We start from the raw sequence: 18,427 nt of genomic DNA, 5'->3' as shown, positions 1-18,427 counted from the left end.
GCAATAGCAATAACGCGCTGAAATGCATAACGCCCCGCTAGCCGGGGCGTTATGCATTCTGGGGTTGCTCCCGGCAATACTGGCAAGCTGCGTCCCTTGGGAAATTTCCTAAATCCGCTCGGAACGGTCCTAACTTCCAATCGCCAGCGTTCACGAATAATCGCCACCACTGATCGGGCAGTCGCCCGTCAGCCAGTGATTCCCTCAAGGAGATTTGATCGTGAAACGTATGCTGCTTGCCCTCCCTCTGGCCATGCTGTTTGCCGGTGCCGCCCACGCCTTGGACCCGATCGAAAAGCAAGTACAAGTCACTGCCCAGGTGCCGACCGATGCGTTCTTCGTCGAGCCGGTCGGCGGCAACTGGATGAACGACCCGCAAGAACTGGGCTGGAACCCCAATCAGGCCAAGCTCGACCCGGTCCGCAAGGAGCTGCAGGTCAAGAGCACCGTTGGCGCTATCAACGCTTACCTGGTTTCGCCCGCAGTCATTGCCAGCGGTTCCCACAACATTGGCCTGGATGTGAAGGTTGGCGGCACCGTGTTGCAGACCACCGCAGCCGAAGTGGTCAGCGCCACCCAAGCCGCACCGGGGGCGATCATCGGCTTCGAAATTGCAGCCCAGCCAGCCCCCGCAGCGGGTTATGAGCCAGGCAACTACCAAGGCCTGGTGAGCATGATCTTCGAAACTGGCACGCCTTGATTCACCCCCCCCATCGTTCATCCGTTGTTGCCTGTTCCTGCCCTCGGCGCTTGCCGCGGGGCGGGCAGGTATTGCCCGCAAGCGACGCCAATGACCCTACAGTTTCCCCTTTCCGCGCTGTACCTGAGCTTGCCGTTGGCAGCCTGCCTGGCCGCAGTGCCAGTTACGGGCCACGCTGCGACCGCGGCGCTGGGTGGCATCGAAGGCCTGCCCAGTGAATTCGAAGCGCACTTCTATGAAGTACCGTTGGCCGTGAGGGTAGACCTGGACGGCCGCTATCTGGGTGATGCAATGGTCGTGCTCAGCCGGGATCAGCGCGTGCAACTGCTGGAATTCACCGAAACCGTCGACAGCCGTGAGCCAGAAAGCCTGAGGCGGCGCTGGCGCGAACGCCTGGTCGAAGGGCGCCCGTTGGGTGATTGCCAGGCTGACTGCCCAGATGGCCTGCGCGCAGTGCACTACAGCTTGGCCAATTCGCAGTTGTCACTGCTTACCGACCAGGTCGAAGCGTCAACGGCAGACGAGCGTTATCACCGGCTTCCCGAACAAGGCAGCTATGGCCTGCTGGTGCGTAACCAACTCAACCTGGTCAATGATGGCCGGGTCACCAGCGGCCGCTATGCATTGCAAGGGCAGGGCAGCCTGGGTAACTGGACGACCCTGGCCGATGGCCAGCTTGACCGTGGCAGCGACAGTCAACAGGGCACGCGCTACCGGGTTGATCAGTTGTACGGTGAGCGACTGGTGCAGGACCACTTTTATCGCCTGGGCTATTTCACCCCCAGTGCCCAAGGCCTGACCCGCCAACCACGGCTGATGGGTGCCAGCCCCGATACCACCCTGGGCCTGATGTTCGGCAGCAGCGACAGCCTGGCCACCGACAATGGCGCGCCCAGCGCGACGCCCATCTATGTCACGCCTAACCGCCCCGCCGTGGCGGAAATCTACCGCAACGGCGTACTGATCAATAGCCAGCCGGTACAGCCCGGGCTGCAGACGCTGGACAGCAAAGTGTTGCCCGGGGGCATCTATGAAGTGGAAATCCGCCTGGTCGAGGACGGCCAGGTGACCTCGCGCAGCCAGGCATTCATCTACAAACCCGGCAACTGGCGCAGCACCGATGCCCCCTGGCGCTACAACCTGTACCTGGGGCGGCAGAGCAGCCTGTTGAGCAACTGGCAGCGTGACGCAGATGACAGCCTGGCGGCAGGCGTGCTGGCCAATTACCTGGTGCACCCCCGGGCTATCCTCGGCGTCTCGGCACAGCGCATCGACCAAACCCTGCAATACGGCACGTCGCTGGACTGGGATGTGCGCGACCGTTTCAAACTGTACGGCAACCTGTTTCGGGCCCAGGGCTACGGCAACGGCTACGACCTGCAAATGATCCACGCTGGTGAAAACAGCTCATTGGTGGCCAGCCAGAGCAGCACCTGGCTGACCCGCCCCGAGTCACTGCGTGATGACCGTCAGCCGAGCCGCTGGCAGGCGCGGCAAACCCAGACGTCGGTGTCTTACAACCATCGCCTCGACCCGCGCAATACCGCCAGCGTGCGTGTGTCGCACAGCAGTGGGGCCAGCGCCGGTACGGGGGTGGATTTGGGCTGGTCGTACTTCGGCCAGTTACTGGGGTCGCAGGCCAACTGGCGCCTGTCGCTGTTCGACCGACCGGGCAACGCGGGTACCGGTGAGGCCCGCAGCCGCGGCGTCAACCTGAGCCTGAGCATGAGCCTGGGTGGCACGAGTGGGCGGCGCCTGTCGGCCAGCGTCGGCAGCCGTACAGCGCGCGATGGCGGGCGTGACCTCAATGCTGCGGTGGCCTATCAGCAGGACGTCGACCTGGGCCCGTTGCGCAGCGTTGGCCTGACCGCCAGCGCCGACCGCTATGGCGCCGGCCTGGGTGGTGACACGCAGTTCGAGAGCCAACAGCTGCACGGTGATGCGTATTTCCAGCGGTCTTCCTACAACGGTGAGTTCAGCGGCGGCCTTAACCTGGAAAGCATGCTGGCTGTCGGGGCTGGCAAGGCGGCCGTGAGCGGCCAGTACTTGCCGCACCAGGCTGGGCTTATCGTCGATGTCGAAACCGATATCCAAGGTTTGAAACTACGCGCTGACGACCGCCATGGCGGTACTGCCAATCTGCGGCCTGGGCGCAACCTGGTTCCGGTGGCCGCTTACAAGGCCGGCCATGTGCAATTCGACCTTGAAGGCGCGCAAGCCACCGCCGCGGTGATTCAGCCTTCCAGTGTGGACTACCACCTGAACCGTGGCGGCATTGGCTACCGGCAGCTGCGGGTATTGCGCACGCTGACCGTCATCGGCCGCCTGCTCGACAGCCAGGGTCGTCCGCTGCGGGGCGCGCAGGTGATCAACCACGCCAGTCGCAGTGTCAGTGAGGCCGATGGGTTCTTTGCGGTGGAAATGAGCGAGTCCACCCCCAGCCTGGAGGTGCGTCAGCAAGGGCAGGTCGTATGCCTGCTGACGCTGAATCTTACGCAGCTGGTACGTGAAGACGATGTGCTGTTGGCCGGCGACCAGCGTTGCACGCCGGCAAGCCTGGCCAAAGCCGCTGATAACGGGGGTGAGCCTGTTGAGAGCTAGCTCAGGGTCAGTAACAGAGCCGCCTTACCGTCGTTGCAGACGGCTCCTACATATCCTGCGATTGCTCCCGGTTTACGGTATGCCAATCGCTGTACTTATCCAAGGAACCTTCAAACGTGAATATCCATCGTCTGCTTGCCCTGGCCTTTCTGGTTACCCCGCTGGCAGCCATTGGGGCGCCCGAGCTTAACGTCGGCGCGTTGTACGATTACCTGGATTCCGGCAAAAGCACCTTGCTCAAGCGGGTGCGCAATAGCGGTGATACCACGGCGTTCGTCAAGGTCAGTGTCGCTGAGCTGGTGTACGACAGCGATGGCAATGCCCGCGAGGTCGACACCGAAGGCCTGCCGTTGGAGCAGCGCGGCCTGGTGGCCAGCCCGGCGCGGCTGATCGTGCCGGCGCAGGGCATGCAAGCGGTGCGCCTGGTGTACCGCGGCCAGCGCGATACAGAGCGCTATTTCCGCTTGCGCTTCGTCCCGGTACTGCCCGAGCTGGGTGATGGGTTCACCGTGGACGAGGGAGAGGCCGAGCGTTACCGCAGTAGCCTGAAGGCTGGGGTCAACTTGCTGGCCGGCTATGGCACGTTGCTGTTCGTTCGGCCTGGCGAAACCCGGTTCCAGACGCCTGTGCAGCGCAAGGGCGGTAGCCTTACGGTCAGCAACCAGGGCAATGCCACTGTCGTGCTGGATCAGTTCCGGCAGTGCCAGGCGGCTGGCGTGGCCTGCGAGACTGCCACCAAACATCATGTGTTGCCGGGGCGTACACGGCAATTCGAAGGGCAGGCGGCCAAGGTCCATCAGTTTGAGTTGCATGAAGGCGAAGCGCGCAAGCGCATGGTGGTGGAAGGATGAGTAGCAGCACAGGGCGCTTGGCCCGCATCCGTCACTTACGCGTCTGGCTGGTCGCAGGTTTGCTGGCATTCGCGCCCTTGGCCAGCGCGCTGGAGGTGACGCTCTCGGCGCAATACCGTGGCGGTGGGTCGGGGCGCTTCGAAAACACCACGCCGCCTGCTGAATTTTGCAGGGTCTGGGCTGGCCTGTGCGCCAGTACCGGCACCGTGAGCCTGCCAATTACCTACCAGAAGACAAGCATCAACCGTGCCCCCGACCTGCGTGATCGATATTTCGTGAAACTGCCGGGGCGTCGTGAAGTGGAGGTACGCCACCAACAGACGGGCGAGCCCAGGCAGATGACCTTCGAGGTGCGCTCCATCAGCCAGGAAGCTGTGTTGGGCGGCCCTTATAACCCCCTTAACGGCCGCTTCTCAGGCGGTTGTAGTGGCATGAACTCCGTCGGCAACCAAAGCCGCTTCAGATACCACACCTCGTTGGTCAACCCGCAAAGTCCGACCCCTTGTTTGATCAGCTACTCATGGGCGCCGGATGATCTGGTAGATACCACCACGGTACTGGACACGGGCATTTCCTTCGAGCTGGACATCCCCCCGCCGTATCGCCTGCGCGCCGGTATGTACCGCGGCAGCCTCACTTACACCATAGGCCCTGGGGGCGACTTTGATTTCGGCAACAACGTCACCGGCCTGAGCGGCGATACGCTGGTGATCAACTTCGAACTGGATGTGCAGCATGCTTTCATCTTTGAGTTCCCGCCTGGCTCGGAGCGCGCCGTGCTTGAGCCCAAGGGTGGCTGGCAGGCCTGGCTGGGCGGTGGCCAGCCCCCCGGGCTCATCTACCGTGACCTGCCGTTCCGGCTATGGTCCACCGGCCCATTCAAAGCCTACAAGTTGTGCCAGCACTACACCGCTGGTACGTGCGGTATCCGTAACGACGCCAACCATGAAGTGCCTGTGACCGTGGCCATTACCTTGCCCGGAGGTATCGAGCACCAGGGCCGGCCGGTTCAGCAACTGGCGTTGCCGAGCGGGCAGGCGGCTGCGTTAGCGTTCGAATCGGCGATGCCCACGCTCAATCGCCCTGGCCAGTTGCGTTTCCAGGTGGAGCGCAACGACGTGCAGGCCATGCTCCGATACCCTGGCGCCACCTATGCCGGCCAGGTCACCGTCGTTTTCGACGCTGAGCTTTAGCCCACCGCCATGATGCGCGAGGTTAACCTATGTACAAAGTCGTGGTGGTTGACGACCATCCGTTCATCCGGGCCACCGTGTGCATGCTGCTGCGCAAGGAACGGCTCGATGTCGTCGGCCAGGCAGACAATGGTATTGACGCAGTGCGGCTGGCGCGTGAGTTGGCGCCGGACCTGGTCATCCTCGATATCGCCATGCCCGGGCTCGATGGCCTTGAGGTAATCGCCCGTATCAAGGCCATGACGCAGCCGCCCAAGGTTCTGGTGCTGACGTCGCAATTGCCCGAAGCCTATTCGCTACGCTGCATGCAGGCCGGTGCAATGGGCTTCGTGGCCAAGACCGATGAGCTTGACGAACTTGGCAAAGCGGTGCGCGCAACGTTGTCGGGTTATACCTACTTCCCTGAAGTGGTGCTGAGTTCGGTGCACAAGCAGGACCTCAAGTTCACAGACGCGCAATGCATCGCCTCACTGACCGACCGTGAGCTGATGATCTTGCAGCAGCTCGCCCGCGGGCTGAGCAACAAGGCGATCGGCGAAGCCATGCTGCTGAGCAACAAGACCATCAGCACCTACAAAACCCGGCTCATGGAAAAACTGCGGGTCAACTCTTTGATCGACCTGGCGGACTTCGCCCGTCGCAATGCGCTCATCTAGTCGCTACCCGTGCCAATCCGCGTCCTGCTGCTGTGGCTGCTGTATTGCCTGAGCCCGCTACCCGCTTTCTGCGCACCGCAGCTCTACACCCGGGGCGTGGAAACGGGCCCTGCGCTGGCGCTGGCCCCCGCCGACCTGCGCTGGCTGTGGGAGAAGCGCCATCTGAACCTGGGGGTAGTCGGCCGCGACAACCCGCCCTTCGACATGCTCGGCACCGGCCACGCCTACGAAGGCATCAGCGCCGAGTACGCCAGTGTGCTGGCCGAGAAGCTAGGCCTGGAGGTACGCCTGCGGCTGTTCGAGACCTACGACGCTGCTTTCGCGGCCTTGCGCAAGGGTAGTGTCGACCTGGTCAGCTCGGTAACAGCACAGCAGGCTCAGAAAGCCAAGCTGCGCCTGTCCAGCCCTTACATCGATGACCAGCCATTGCTGCTGGCCAGTGAGCGGTTCGTCAGTGGTAACAGCGCAAGCCCGCGGCTGCTGGCGGTCGAGGGGTATCGACCGTTGGCCCTGCTTCAGCATGCCTATCCCAACGCACGGATCCAGCTGCACCCCAGCCCCTACAGCGCCTTGGCGGCGTTACAGCTTGGCGAAGCCGAGTTGTTTCTAGGCAATGCCCTGAGCAGCCGCTATCTGTTGGCCCGAGGGCAACTGCCAGGCCTGGAATGGGTTGACCGGCCCGATTTTGCAGCCCAGCCCATGGGATTTGCCATGCTCGGGGACCGCGGCACATTACCCAGGTTGGTCGATGCCGTGCTGCAAGGCCTGACCGAACAGCAACATGCCCGCATTCGCGGACACTGGAGCCCACAGCCTGCCAGCCCCGTCAAACCCGGCCTGGTTGAACTCAGCGAAGCCCAGCAGCGCTGGATAGCGGAAAACCCCGTGGTCAAGGTGTTGCTCGGTGAGCACCAACTACCGTTGAGCTACCGCGATGAGCATGGCCAGTTGCGCGGCTTGAGCATGGACTTGCTGCAACGCATCAGCCGCCTCACTGGCTTGCACTTCGAGGTGCACGGGGGCACAGACATACAGCACATGATCGGGCAGGTGCGCCAGGGACAGGCCGAACTGATTGCCGGGCTTGGGTACAGCCCGGCACACGCCAGGCAACTGCGTTTCAGCCGCAGTTTTCTAAGCTTGCCGCTGGTGCTGGTAACGCGCAACGAGACGGTGGCCCCCAGCAGCCTGGCGCAGCTCGGCAGGCGGTCGCTGGCGCTGGTACGTGGCAGCGCCCAGGCGCAGACGCTGGCCAAGTCATACCCGGGCATCCGTCAGCGGCTCGTGCCTCATCCATTGGCTGCGCTGCAGGCGCTGGAGCAAGGTAAGGCAGGCGCCGCCGTGCTGCCACTGGACCAGGCGTGCTCGCTGGTTGCACGTCACTTTCCCGGCAGGCTGCTTATCGCCGCCAGCCTGGCGTTGCCACCGCTGCACTTCGCCTTTGCCAGTAGCCATGCCGACGAAGAGCTGCTGGGTATTCTCGACAAAGCCTTGCTCGCGCTGCCCCCGTCAGAAATGGAGACCATGCTGCGACGCTGGCGTAACCCGATGATCGTTGGCGACGGGTTATGGCGCCGTTATGGCGGGCGCATGCTGGCGGGCATCGCCTTGGCATGCAGCCTGCTGTTGCTGGCCTTGCTGTGGGTTCGCTACCTGCGGCGGATGCAGGTGCAACTGCATCGTGCAAAGCGCGAGGCCGAGGCGGCCAACCAGGCCAAGACGCAGTTTCTCGCGGCCATGAGCCATGAAATCCGCACGCCACTGCATGCCGTGCTGGGCATGCTGGAGCTTGCCCGACGCAAGGCAGGGCAGGGCGAACTAGACCATCTGGCCATCGAAGTAGCGGCGGATGCCGCTATCGGGCTGCAGGAGTTGATCGGCGATATACTCGACATCACACGCATCGAAACCGGCCAGTTGCAGCTGGCACTGGTGCCGGTGAGCCTGCGCGAGCAAGTCGCCCGGGTGGTTCAGCTGTTCGAGCAACAGGCACGCGGCAAGGGGCTGGCCCTGGACATGGTGTGCAAGGGGGCGGTGGAAAACTGGGTGATGCTTGACCCGGTGCGTTTCAAGCAGGTCCTGGCCAACCTGGTCAGTAATGCAATCAAGTTTACCGCGCAGGGCAAGGTCCTGGTCAGCCTGAATATGCAGGCTGCAGCCGGGCGGGCAAGTGTATTGCTTGAAGTCGCAGACACTGGCATAGGCATTGCCCAGGCCGAGCTGGAAAGCCTCGGGCAGCCTTTTCGCCAGGCCAGCAATCAGCGCCAGTCGCCACGCAGCAGTGCCGGGCTGGGGCTGGGGATCAGCCGCAGCTTGTGTGAAATGCTTGGCGGGCAATTACGCTTGCACAGCGTGCTGGGCCAAGGTACGCGGATTGAAATCCGCCTGGACCTGGCGCTGGCAGCCCGGCCGGTGCTGGCCAAGCCGGCAACGCCGCAGGGCGACCCTGCCAGGCTGGCTGCCCTGCGCGTGCTGGTGGTCGATGACTACCCGGCCAACCGCTTGCTACTCGCGCACCAGTTGGCGTTTCTCGGTCACCAGGTACAGGTTGCCGAAGATGGCGATCAAGCCTTGCGCCTCTGGTTGCAGCAAACGTTCGACGTCGTCATCAGCGATTGCAACATGCCCAGGCTTGGCGGTTTTGCCTTGGCCCGGGCAATCCGCGAACACGAACGCCGCCGGGCCAGGCCGCGCTGTCGGGTGGTGGGGCTCACCGCCAGTGCCCTGCAAGAGGAGCGCCGTCGCGCAAGGCTTGCGGGTATGGACCACTGCCTGTTCAAGCCGCTGAACCTGGATACCCTCATGCAAACGTTGCAAGCTTTCCAGTACGTCAGCCGCGAGCCAGACGAACATTTGCCTGCCGTTGATCTGGCCCATTTGCGTAAGCTGGTATGCGATGACCGGGCTGTGCTGGTGGCACTGCTGGCCGATCTGGCCCGCAGTAACCTGGCGGATCTGGCGCAGCTCAGATACTCGAGCGACAACCCCTCGGCGCTCGTTGAAGTGGCGCACAGGGTGAAAGGCGGTGCACGCATTGTGCGGGCACAAGCGTTGGTTGCGTCATGTGAACGGCTTGAAGCCCAGTGTATGCAACGGCCGGCGGATGCGTCACAGGTGCGCCAAGCCGCCAGAGCGCTGGAGGAGACCATGCTGCGCCTGGACCGCTGGCTTGCCCGCTACCTCGCGGAGCATGCCCCGCGCCGCGAGGGCGGTACCGACCACACAGTCATGTCTGCCCATTCACTACCCTGATGAACCCTGCCAGCCCCCCAGGCCTTGATTAGACTCGCTGCACTACCTGCCAGAACAAGGCCAGCCACCATGCATAACCGCATCATGATCACCGGCGCCGGGTCCGGCCTCGGTCGCGAGATCGCCCTGCGCTGGGCGCGCGAGGGCTGGCGCCTGGCGCTGGCCGATGTCAACGAAAACGGCCTGCGCGAAACCCTGGAACTGGCCCGTGCCGCCGGCGGCGAAGGCTTCATCCAGCGCTGCGATGTGCGTGATTACAGCCAGCTCACTGCCCTGGCCCAGGCATGCACCGAGCAGTTCGGGGGCATCGACGTGATCGTCAACAACGCTGGCGTTGCGTCTGGCGGATTTTTCGCCGAACTGTCCCTGGAAGACTGGGACTGGCAGATCGCGGTCAACCTGATGGGCGTGGTCAAGGGCTGCAAGGCCTTTTTGCCGCTGCTGGAGCGCAGCAAGGGCCGGATCATCAACGTTGCATCGATGGCCGCACTGATGCAGGGCCCTGGCATGAGCAACTACAACGTCGCCAAGGCTGGCGTGCTGGCGCTTTCGGAAAGCCTGCTGGTGGAGTTACGCCAGCTGGAGGTCTCGGTGCACGTGGTGTGCCCGTCGTTCTTCCAGACCAACCTGCTGGACTCGTTTCGCGGGCCGAACCCGGCGATGAAGGCGCAAGTGGGCAAGCTGCTGGAGGGTTCGCCGATCAGCGCCGCCGACATTGCCGGATACATTCACCAGCAGGTCGCCGTGGGCGAGTTCCTGATTCTGCCCCACGAGGCCGGGCGCCAGGCTTGGCAGCTGAAATGCCAGGCGCCTGAGCGGCTGTATGATGAGATGGCCGATATGGCGGTGAAAATGCGCGCAAAGGCCCCTTCGCGATGAAGGGGCTGTAGAAGCACTGACCGGGGCAGGGTGGTGCAAGCCTGCGCTCGACAAGTCCCAGGCAGCTGATGCGCTAAATCGCAGCAATCGCAGCACTCAAGAACGCCCCGATTATCGGGGCGTTTTCATTTCAGGGGTCGCCTGAAGTGGCTGTCCGCATCGGGTCATATCATCCCGAGCAACAGTAAGACCAGCAGAATCACCAATACCACGCCAATAATGCCGGACGGGCCATAGCCCCAGCTACGCGAGTGGGGGAAGACCGGTAAGCCGCCGATCAGCAGCAGAATCAGGATGATGATAAGGATCGTGGTCATGGTGGAGTCCTTGCGTGGTTGAGGGGCAAGGGCCTCGAACTGCAGGCCTCTTGTTAAATCGGACCGGCGCCGCTTGCGAAAGATTCCATCGGTGTACCGCTTGTTCCGGCCGCTTCGCAGCACAATGCCGATAGGCCGGTGAAAGTGCGCGCCAAGTCCTGTTCACGAGGAATAGTCTGTAGGGGAAGTTACCCTGAAATGTAGGGCTCTTCTGAATTGTAGTGGAACTATTGAGTAGCCGAATGCCTGGCAGGCAGTCTCCGGTTTTCCCTTTGGCAAGAGGATCGGAACATGTTGGTAATCGGGCGTGAAGTGGGGGAAATCATCGTGATTGGCGATAACATCCGCATCATGGTGGTGGATGTCCGGGAGGGCGTGGTGCGTTTTGGCGTGGAAGCCCCGCGCTCGGTGCAGGTGCACCGGGCCGAGGTGTACAAGCGCATCAAGGAGGCCAAGCAAGGCGAGGCCTGATGGTGCCTTCAGCATCCCTGCGCAGTCTTGCCCGCGAAGGGGGCCGGGCCTGCTAGTCGAGCAGCTCGCGGGGCACGTCATGCTTGGCGAGCAACTGGCATTGCTGGCTTTCCAGGTCGAACAGGATGAATGCCTGGCCCTTCGCCAACGCCTGGCGCACCCGCAGTACGCGCGTCTCCAGCGGGGTATCGTCGCCATTGTCGGTGCCATCGCGGGTGACGAAGTCCTCGATCAGCAGGGTCAGGGTTTCGGCTTGCAGTTGGTCGTAGGGGATCAGCATGGTGGGTCGTTTCTGAAGTAAGTGTGGCAATGCTACGCGAAACGTTCGGGAATTGGGGGGCTGCCAAGCAGCCCCCCAAGGCCATCAGCTTTTATTGCCGACCAGGCTGTCCACCGCAGGCACCCGCGTGTCGCTTTCCATCTGTGCATCGTGCTCCAACTGGTGGCTGAACCTTTCCAGCGAGGCATTGGCCGGCTGCGAGTCGCTGGCAAACACTGGCGGGCTCAACAAGTACGCCGACAGCAACCGGCTCAACGCCGCAAGGCTGTCGATGTGCGTGCGTTCGTAGCCATGGGTGGCGTCGCAACCAAATGCAACTAGTGCGGTGCGGATGTCATGCCCCGCCGTCACCGCCGAATGGGCATCGCTGAAGTAATAGCGGAACAGGTCACGGCGCACCGGCAAGTCGTGGTCGCCGGCCAGCTTCAGCAAATGCCGGGACAGGTGGTAGTCGTAAGGCCCTGACGAGTCCTGCATGGCCACGCTCACCGCATGCTCGCTGGACGCCTGGCCGGGTGCCACCGGGGCAATGTCGATGCCGACGAACTCGCTGACATCCCATGGCAGGGCGCCGGCTGCGCCCGAGCCGGTTTCCTCGGTGATGGTGAACAGCGGATGGCAGTCGATCAGCGGCTGGCGACCGCTTTCCACCACAGCTTTCAGTGCCGCCAGCAATGCCGCGACACCGGCCTTGTCGTCCAGGTGACGGGCGCTGATATGGCCGCTTTCGGTAAACTCTGGCAACGGGTCGAAGGCGACAAAGTCACCAATGCTGATCCCCAGTGCCTCACAGTCGGCGCGGGTGGCGCAGTAGGCATCCAGACGCACTTCCACATGCTCCCAGCTCACCGGCATCTGATCGATGGCGGTATTGAAGGCATGCCCGCTGGCCATCAGCGGTAGCACGCTGCCACGGAACACGCCGGTATCGGTGAATACACTGACCCGGCTACCTTCGGCAAAGCGGCTGGACCAGCAACCCACCGGTGCCAGCGCCAGGCGGCCGTTGTCCTGCAACTGGCGCACGCTGGCGCCGATGGTGTCCAGGTGGGCCGACACGGCGCGGTCGGGGGATGTCTGGCGGCCCTTGAGGGTGGCGCGAATGGTGCCGCGGCGGGTCAGCTCGAAGGGTATGCCCAACTCGTCCAGGCGTTCGGCCACGTAGCGCACGATGGTGTCGGTGAAACCGGTGGGGCTGGGGATGGCCAGCATCTCCAGCAGCACACGTTTGAGGTAGTCGAGATCGGGTTCGGGGAGTCGTTCGGACATGAGTACTCCTTAGAGTTGCGTTGACTTCTTCGCGGGCACGCCCGCGCCCACAGGGACCCCACAAGCCTCAGGAACTGTGGCGGGCCTGTGGGAGCGGGCGCGCCCGCGAAGAGGCCATCAGCGGTTACGCCAACGGCCGGCTATGCGGAAACAGCAGGTCGATAAAGCGCTCGGCCGTTGGCTGGGGTTCGTGGTTGGCCAGGCCGGCACGTTCGTTGGCTTCGATGATCACGTACTCCGGCTGCCCGGCATCGCGCACCATGAAGTCCAGCCCGACCACAGGAATTTCCAGCGCCCGTGCAGCGCGCACGGCAGCGTCCGCCAGCACCGGGTGCAGGCGTTCGGTCACATCCTCCAGGGTGCCACCGGTGTGCAGGTTGGCGGTGCGTCGCACGGCCAGGCGCTGGCTGGCCGGCAACACATCGTCATAGCCAAACCCCGCGGCGCGCAGGGTGCGCTCGGTTTCGTCGTCCAGCGGAATGCGGCTTTCGCCGCCGGTGGCAGCCTGGCGCCGACGGCTCTGGGCTTCGATCAACTGGCGCACGCTGTGTTTGCCATCGCCCAGCACCTGTGCCGGGTGGCGGATGGCAGCGGCCACCACTTCGTAGCCGATCACCACGATGCGCAGGTCGAGCCCGGCATGGAAGCTTTCCAGCAGCACGCGGCTGTCGAACTGGCGAGCGTGCGCCACGGCGCGGGTGATGTCATCGATGCAGGTCAGGTTAACCGCCACGCCCTGGCCTTGCTCGCCGTCGACCGGCTTGACCACCACCGCGCCATGCTCGTCGAGAAACGCCAGGTTGTCGTCGGCATTACCCGCCAGCTGCTGCGCCGGCACCTGCAGCCCGGCATTGCCCAGGGCGTGCTGGGTCAGGCGCTTGTCCTGGCACAAGGTCATGGTCACGGCACTGGTCAGGTCGCTGAGCGATTCACGGCAGCGAATACGCCGCCCGCCCAGGCTTAAGGTGAACAGGCCGGCGGCGGCGTCATCCACCTGCACCTCAATGCCACGGCGCAGCGCCTCGTCGACGATGATGCGTGCGTAGGGGTTTAGGTCCGCTTGCGGCCCGGGGCCAAGAAACAACTGCTCGTTGATGCCGTTCTTGCGCTTGACCGCAAAGGTGGGCAGGTTGCGAAAACCCAGCTTTTCATACAGGCGCTTGGCCTGGCGGTTGTCGTGCAGCACCGACAGGTCGAGGTAAGCCAGGCCACGGCTCATGAAGTGCTCGATCAGGTGGCGCACCAGCACCTCGCCCACGCCGGGGCGGGTGCAGTGCGGGTCGACTGCCAGGCACCACAGGCTGCTGCCGTGCTCCGGGTCGTCGAACGCCTTGGCATGGTTCAGGCCCATGACGCTGCCGATCACCGCGCCGCTGTCTTCGTCCTCGGCCAGCCAGTACACCGGTCCGCCCAAGTGCCGGGGCGTAAGCAGTTCGGCGTCGACCGGCAGCATGCCGCGCGCCTGGTACAGGGTGTTGATCGCCTGCCAGTCGGCGGGGTTCTGCGCCCGGCGCACACGGAAACCGCGGAACACCCGCTGCGCTGGCCGGTAGTCGGTAAACCACAGACGCAGGGTGTCGGACGGGTCGAGGAACAGTTGCTGCGGGGCCTGGGCCAACAACTGCTGCGGCGCGGCCACGTACAGGGCGATGTCGCGTTCGCCGGGGCTTTCGTCCAGCAGCGCCTCGGCCAGGCTGGCCGGGTCGGGGTAGGTATGGCCGATCAGCAGCCGGCCCCAGCCGCAGTGCACGGCACGCGGCTGGTCGTGGGGCTGGCTGCCGTCGCCGGCCAGGCGTGCCTGCAGGCGCTCGTAGGACGGCGCCTGGCCGCGCAGCAGGCGCTGACCGTATGCGATTTCATGGGCTTTCATCGGTCAGATTCCTTGTTCGCTCAGCCACAGGTTCAGCGCCGCCAGCTGCCACAGCTTGGAGCCGCGCAGCGGGGTGAGCTGGCCGTGCGGGTTGCTCAGCAGGCGGTCGAGCATGGCCGGGTTGAACAGCCCACGGTCCTGGCTGGGGTCGGTCAGCAGCTCACGCACCCAGCCCAGGGTGGCGCCTTCAAGGTGCTTGAGGCCCGGCACCGGGAAGTAGCCCTTCTTGCGGTCGATCACCTCATGCGGGATCACCCGTCGCGCCGCCTGCTTGAGCACCTGCTTGCCGCCATCGGGCAGCTTGAAGCGCGCCGGAATACGCGCCGACAGCTCCACCAGGCGGTAATCGAGGAATGGCGTACGTGCCTCCAGGCCCCAGGCCATGGTCATGTTGTCCACTCGCTTGACCGGGTCATCAACCAACATCACCGTGCTGTCCAGGCGCAGGGCTTTGTCCACCGCGTCGCGGGCGCCGGGGCGGGCGAAGTGCTCGCGCACGAAGTCGCCGGCCGCGTCGGTTTCAAGCAGCCAGGGCGCCTGCACGGTGTCGCGGTATTCGGCGTGGCTGCGGTCGAAGAATGCATCGCGGTAAGCCGCAAAGGCGTCATCGGCGCCGTCCACCTGCGGGTACCAGTGGTACCCGGCGAACAGCTCGTCGGCGCCCTGGCCGCTTTGCACGCCCTTGCAGTGCTTGGCCACTTCCCGCGACAGCAGGTAGAAGGCGATGCAGTCGTGGCTGACCATTGGCTCGCTCATGGCGCGGAATGCCGCTGGCAGCTGGTCGATGATCTCGTGTTCGGCGATGCGCAGCTGGTGGTGGCGGGTGCCGTAGTGCTTGGCGATCAGGTCGGAATACTGGAACTCGTCGCCACGTTCGCCACCGGCATCTTCAAAACCGATGGAGAAGGTCGACAGGTCGTCCACGCCCGCTTCGCGCAGCAGACCGACCAGCAGGCTGGAGTCGACACCACCGGACAGCAGCACGCCGACGTCGACGGCCGCGCGTTGGCGGATGGCCACGGCGTCGCGGGTGGCGTCGAGCACGCGGGTGGTCCAGCCTTCCAGGTCCAGCTCACGCTCATCCGGGTTGGCACCGTATTTCAGCTGCCACCAGGTCTGGCGCTCGACCTCGCCATGGCGGTCGATGCGCATCCAGGTGCCGGGCTCCAGCTTTTGCACGTTGGCCAGCAGGGTACGTGGTGCCGGCACCACGGCATGGAAGTTCAGGTAATGGTTGAGCGCCACCGGGTCGAGCATCGGGTCGATGTCGCCGCCCTTGAGCAGCGCTGGCAGGGTCGAGGCAAAACGCAGGCGCTCGCTGTTGCGCGACAGGTACAGGGGCTTTACGCCCAGGCGGTCGCGGGCCAGGAACAGGCGCTGGTTGTCGCGCTCCCAGATGGCCAGGGCGAACATGCCGTTGAGCTTGGGCAGCAAGGCCGCGCCCCAAGCGTGGTAGCCCTTGAGCAGCACCTCGGTGTCGCCGTCGGACCAGAAGCTGTAGCCCAGGTCTTGCAGCTCCTGGCGCAGTTCGGGGAAGTTGTAGATGGCACCGTTGAACGCCAGTGACAGGCCCAAGGTGTTGTCGACCATCGGCTGCGCCGAGCCGTCGGACAAGTCCATGATTTTCAGGCGCCGGTGGCCGAGGGCAATAGGGCCTTGGCTATGGAAGCCCCACGCATCCGGGCCGCGAGGCGCGAGGTGATGCGTTATGCGCTCTACCGCAGCCAGGTCGGCTGGGCGAGGGGCCTGGTCGATGGGGGTGAAACGCAACTCTCCTGCTAATCCGCACATAAGTCCTTACCGGTTTTTCCGTTGGGGAGGGGGTGCCCAGGATTAGGGCACCTTAAGGAACTGACCGATGTGCTTTTTGAGAGTTTTAGAACGATTTGTTATATGTGGCCGCTGGGCAATGTCCGGGGGCAAGCCCGACTCGTGCTATGCCTGTGGGAGCGGGCGAGCCCGCGAAGGGCCGCACAGCGGCCCGATTTCTTACTTCCCCCGAATCAGCTTACGCAAGGCAAACCGGTTCGGATGACACGCCTCTGCCACTGCCCGGGGCAACGGCAGCGGTTCACCACACACCCAGGCCGCCACCAGCTCGCCACTGAGCGGCGCCGTGATCAACCCGCGCGACCCATGCCCGCTGTTCACATACAACCCATCCAGCCAAGGGCAGGCTACATCCGGCACTTGCCGCGCATCCCGGCCCAACACCGCATAGGCCTCGGTAAACGCCTGTACATCAGCTACCGGCCCCACGATCGGCAGGTAATCCGGGCTGGTGCAACGGAATGCCGCGCGCCCCTGCAACTGCTCAGGGGCCAACCTGGCTGTGCCCAGGCGCTGCGCCAAGTCGACGGAAATCTCGTCCAGCAACGCCAGGTTGCCCTGGTGCTCGGCCAGCGTCGGCGCCAAGTCTTCGCTGTGAAAATCAAAGCTTGCGCCCAGGGTATGTTCATCACCGCGCGGCGGCGCCACGTAGCCCTCCGCACACACCACGGTGCGCAACGCCCGGCTGCTGGCGGTGGCGGGCAAGCGGGTAATCTGCCCCCGGATACGCTTGAGCGGCAGTTGCGCGCAAGGCTCGAAGCGCCTGACTTCGGCGGCACCGGCCAGAATCACCACGGGCGCGCTGGCAATCAGGCGGTCACCTGCCCAGGCCTGCCACTGCTGGTCTGCCTTGCGCAGCTCCAGCACTTCCTGATGGGTGACCAGCCGAATCCCTGGGTGCTGCAGCTGTTGCTGGCACAACGCAGGTGGGTGCACCCAGCCGCCTTCGGGGTAAAACAACCCGCCGGCCGGCAAGGCCACCCCGGCGATGGCTTCGGCGTCGGCGCGCTCCAGTGCGTGCAGCAAATCGTGGTCGAAGGCGGCAGCCAGCTTGCCTTGGCGCTCAGCTTCCTTGTTGTCGAAGGCCAGTTGCAGCACGCCGCAGGCATCCCAGTCGCGGCCACGCTGCAGGCGTTCAAGCTGGCGCCGGGTGTAGCCGAAACCGGACAGGATCATCTGTGAAAGTGCGGTGCCATGGGCGGACAGCTTGAGGTACAGCACCCCCTGCGGATTGCCCGAAGCTTCCTGGGCCGGCGCTTCGTGGCGCTCCAGCACGGTGACCTGCCAGCCACGCCGGGCCAGGCTGGCAGCGGTTGTGCTGCCGGCCAGCCCGGCACCGATCACCAGTGCCTCGCGTGGCCCCTGTGAAGGGGCGGGGCGTGCGTACCAAGGTGCGCCTTGGGCTGGCTGGGGGCCGACGTAGGCGCCGCTCATAACCTCCCACTTCTTGCCGATGCCTGGCACCTTCTTCATGGCGAAACCGGCGTCGACCAGGCTGCGGCGCACCCAGCCGGTGGTGGTGAATGTGCCCAGCACAGTGCCCGGGTGCGATAGCCGCGCCAGCTGCGCGAATAGCTCCGGTGTCCACATGTCGGGGTTCTTGGCCGGGGCGAAACCGTCGAGGAACCACACATCGATCCGCGCATCGAGTTGTGGCAGCTGCTCGAGCACGTCGCCGATCAGCAGGGTCAGGGTGACCCGGCCATTGGCGAAGGTGAATTGCTGAAAGCCCGGGTGCACCGCCACATATTGTTCCAGCAGGGGCTCGGTGTAGGCGGCAAGTTCAGGCCACAGGCGCACGGCGCGGGCCATGTCGTCGTGGCCGAGGGGGTATTTCTCGACACTGATGAAGTGCAGGCGTGCGTCGCTGTGGGCGTGCTGGTCAAACAGCTGCCAGGCGCAGAAAAAGTTCATGCCGGTGCCAAAACCGGTTTCGCCGATCACCATGCAGCTGTGCGGCGTCAGGTTGGCAAAGCGCTCGGCCAGGCGGGTCTGGCCGAGGAATACGTGTTTGGTTTCTTCGATGCCTTCGTTGACCGCGAAATAGACGTCGTCATATCGCCGCGAGTGGGGGCGGCCCTGGTCGTCCCAGTCGATCTGGGCGTGCTGGAGGAGGGTGGACATGGTTGGCTCGGTTGCAGCGGATGGCGGGATTTTATGCCATCCGGGTTACCTGTGGGAGCGCGTTCACGCGCGAACAGGTCAGTACAGGCATAAATGAAATCCGCTAGTCTTGCTTATCCATTGAAGGAGCCAGT

The 18,427-nt window shown here is 64.1% G+C and carries 14 protein-coding genes; 8 read left to right on the top strand and 6 right to left on the bottom strand.

Going from position 1 to position 18,427, the window contains the following annotated elements; genetic code table 11:
* Positions 1 to 220: 220 nt before the first annotated feature.
* The 7 genes from SB756_RS19505 (at position 221) to SB756_RS19475 (ending at position 10,132) form a co-directional block, all read left to right on the top strand.
* Positions 221 to 700 (top strand): CS1 type fimbrial major subunit, encoded by a 480-nt coding sequence (locus SB756_RS19505; RefSeq protein ID WP_410911482.1) that lies wholly within the window; start codon positions 221 to 223, stop codon positions 698 to 700.
* 90 nt (positions 701 to 790) lie between these two features.
* Positions 791 to 3,301: a CS1-pili formation C-terminal domain-containing protein gene (locus SB756_RS19500; RefSeq protein ID WP_241800036.1), complete on the top strand. Its 2,511-nt coding sequence runs from the start codon at positions 791 to 793 to the stop codon at positions 3,299 to 3,301.
* A gap of 116 nt (positions 3,302 to 3,417) precedes the next feature.
* On the top strand, positions 3,418 to 4,152 hold the full coding sequence (locus SB756_RS19495; RefSeq protein WP_410911480.1) for a molecular chaperone: 735 nt from the start codon (positions 3,418 to 3,420) through the stop codon (positions 4,150 to 4,152).
* A complete protein-coding gene (locus SB756_RS19490) occupies positions 4,149 to 5,345 on the top strand; it encodes a hypothetical protein (RefSeq protein ID WP_410911478.1) in 1,197 nt (398 codons plus the stop codon). The genes SB756_RS19495 and SB756_RS19490 overlap by 4 nt, the downstream gene beginning before the upstream one ends.
* Positions 5,346 to 5,374: 29 nt before the next feature.
* Positions 5,375 to 6,001, top strand: a complete 627-nt coding sequence (locus SB756_RS19485) for a response regulator transcription factor (protein ID WP_059395312.1) — start codon at positions 5,375 to 5,377, stop codon at positions 5,999 to 6,001.
* A gap of 9 nt (positions 6,002 to 6,010) precedes the next feature.
* Positions 6,011 to 9,253, top strand: coding sequence for a transporter substrate-binding domain-containing protein (locus SB756_RS19480; protein ID WP_410911476.1), 3,243 nt, complete (start codon positions 6,011 to 6,013; stop codon positions 9,251 to 9,253).
* Between the two features lie 69 nt (positions 9,254 to 9,322).
* Positions 9,323 to 10,132: an SDR family oxidoreductase gene (locus SB756_RS19475; RefSeq protein ID WP_410911475.1), complete on the top strand. Its 810-nt coding sequence runs from the start codon at positions 9,323 to 9,325 to the stop codon at positions 10,130 to 10,132.
* A gap of 164 nt (positions 10,133 to 10,296) precedes the next feature.
* On the opposite strand, the gene SB756_RS19470 is transcribed toward SB756_RS19475, so the two are convergent.
* Positions 10,297 to 10,449, bottom strand: a complete 153-nt coding sequence (locus tag SB756_RS19470) for a DUF3309 family protein (RefSeq protein ID WP_003252624.1) — start codon at positions 10,447 to 10,449, stop codon at positions 10,297 to 10,299.
* Positions 10,450 to 10,740: 291 nt separating this feature from the next.
* Here SB756_RS19470 and csrA point away from each other — a divergent pair, with 291 nt between their 5' ends.
* Positions 10,741 to 10,920 carry a carbon storage regulator CsrA gene (gene csrA, locus SB756_RS19465; protein WP_341797845.1) on the top strand — a complete coding sequence of 60 codons (180 nt, stop codon included), beginning with the start codon at positions 10,741 to 10,743 and terminating at the stop codon, positions 10,918 to 10,920.
* A gap of 52 nt (positions 10,921 to 10,972) precedes the next feature.
* Here csrA and SB756_RS19460 read toward each other — a convergent pair whose 3' ends face one another.
* From SB756_RS19460 to mnmC, 5 genes are all read right to left on the bottom strand, one after another.
* A complete protein-coding gene (locus SB756_RS19460; protein WP_059395309.1) occupies positions 10,973 to 11,200 on the bottom strand; it encodes a YheU family protein in 228 nt (75 codons plus the stop codon).
* 84 nt (positions 11,201 to 11,284) lie between these two features.
* Positions 11,285 to 12,469 carry an osmoprotectant NAGGN system M42 family peptidase gene (locus SB756_RS19455; RefSeq protein ID WP_341797846.1) on the bottom strand — a complete coding sequence of 395 codons (1,185 nt, stop codon included), beginning with the start codon at positions 12,467 to 12,469 and terminating at the stop codon, positions 11,285 to 11,287.
* A gap of 124 nt (positions 12,470 to 12,593) precedes the next feature.
* Entirely contained in the window at positions 12,594 to 14,339 is a 1,746-nt protein-coding gene (gene ngg, locus SB756_RS19450; protein ID WP_353456450.1) for an N-acetylglutaminylglutamine synthetase, read from the bottom strand.
* A gap of 3 nt (positions 14,340 to 14,342) precedes the next feature.
* A complete protein-coding gene (locus SB756_RS19445; RefSeq protein ID WP_410911474.1) occupies positions 14,343 to 16,130 on the bottom strand; it encodes an N-acetylglutaminylglutamine amidotransferase in 1,788 nt (595 codons plus the stop codon).
* A 198-nt stretch (positions 16,131 to 16,328) separates the two neighbouring features.
* On the bottom strand, positions 16,329 to 18,293 hold the full coding sequence (gene mnmC / locus SB756_RS19440) for a bifunctional tRNA (5-methylaminomethyl-2-thiouridine)(34)-methyltransferase MnmD/FAD-dependent 5-carboxymethylaminomethyl-2-thiouridine(34) oxidoreductase MnmC (protein ID WP_410911472.1): 1,965 nt from the start codon (positions 18,291 to 18,293) through the stop codon (positions 16,329 to 16,331).
* Between the last annotated feature and the right edge of the window lie 134 nt (positions 18,294 to 18,427).

This window comes from Pseudomonas sp. SIMBA_068 (genome assembly GCF_046534705.1).
Taxonomy (GTDB): Bacteria; Pseudomonadota; Gammaproteobacteria; order Pseudomonadales; family Pseudomonadaceae; genus Aquipseudomonas; species Aquipseudomonas putida.
The sequence above is the reverse complement of the archived record's forward strand: the minus strand, read 5'-3'. Positions and strand labels throughout refer to the sequence as shown.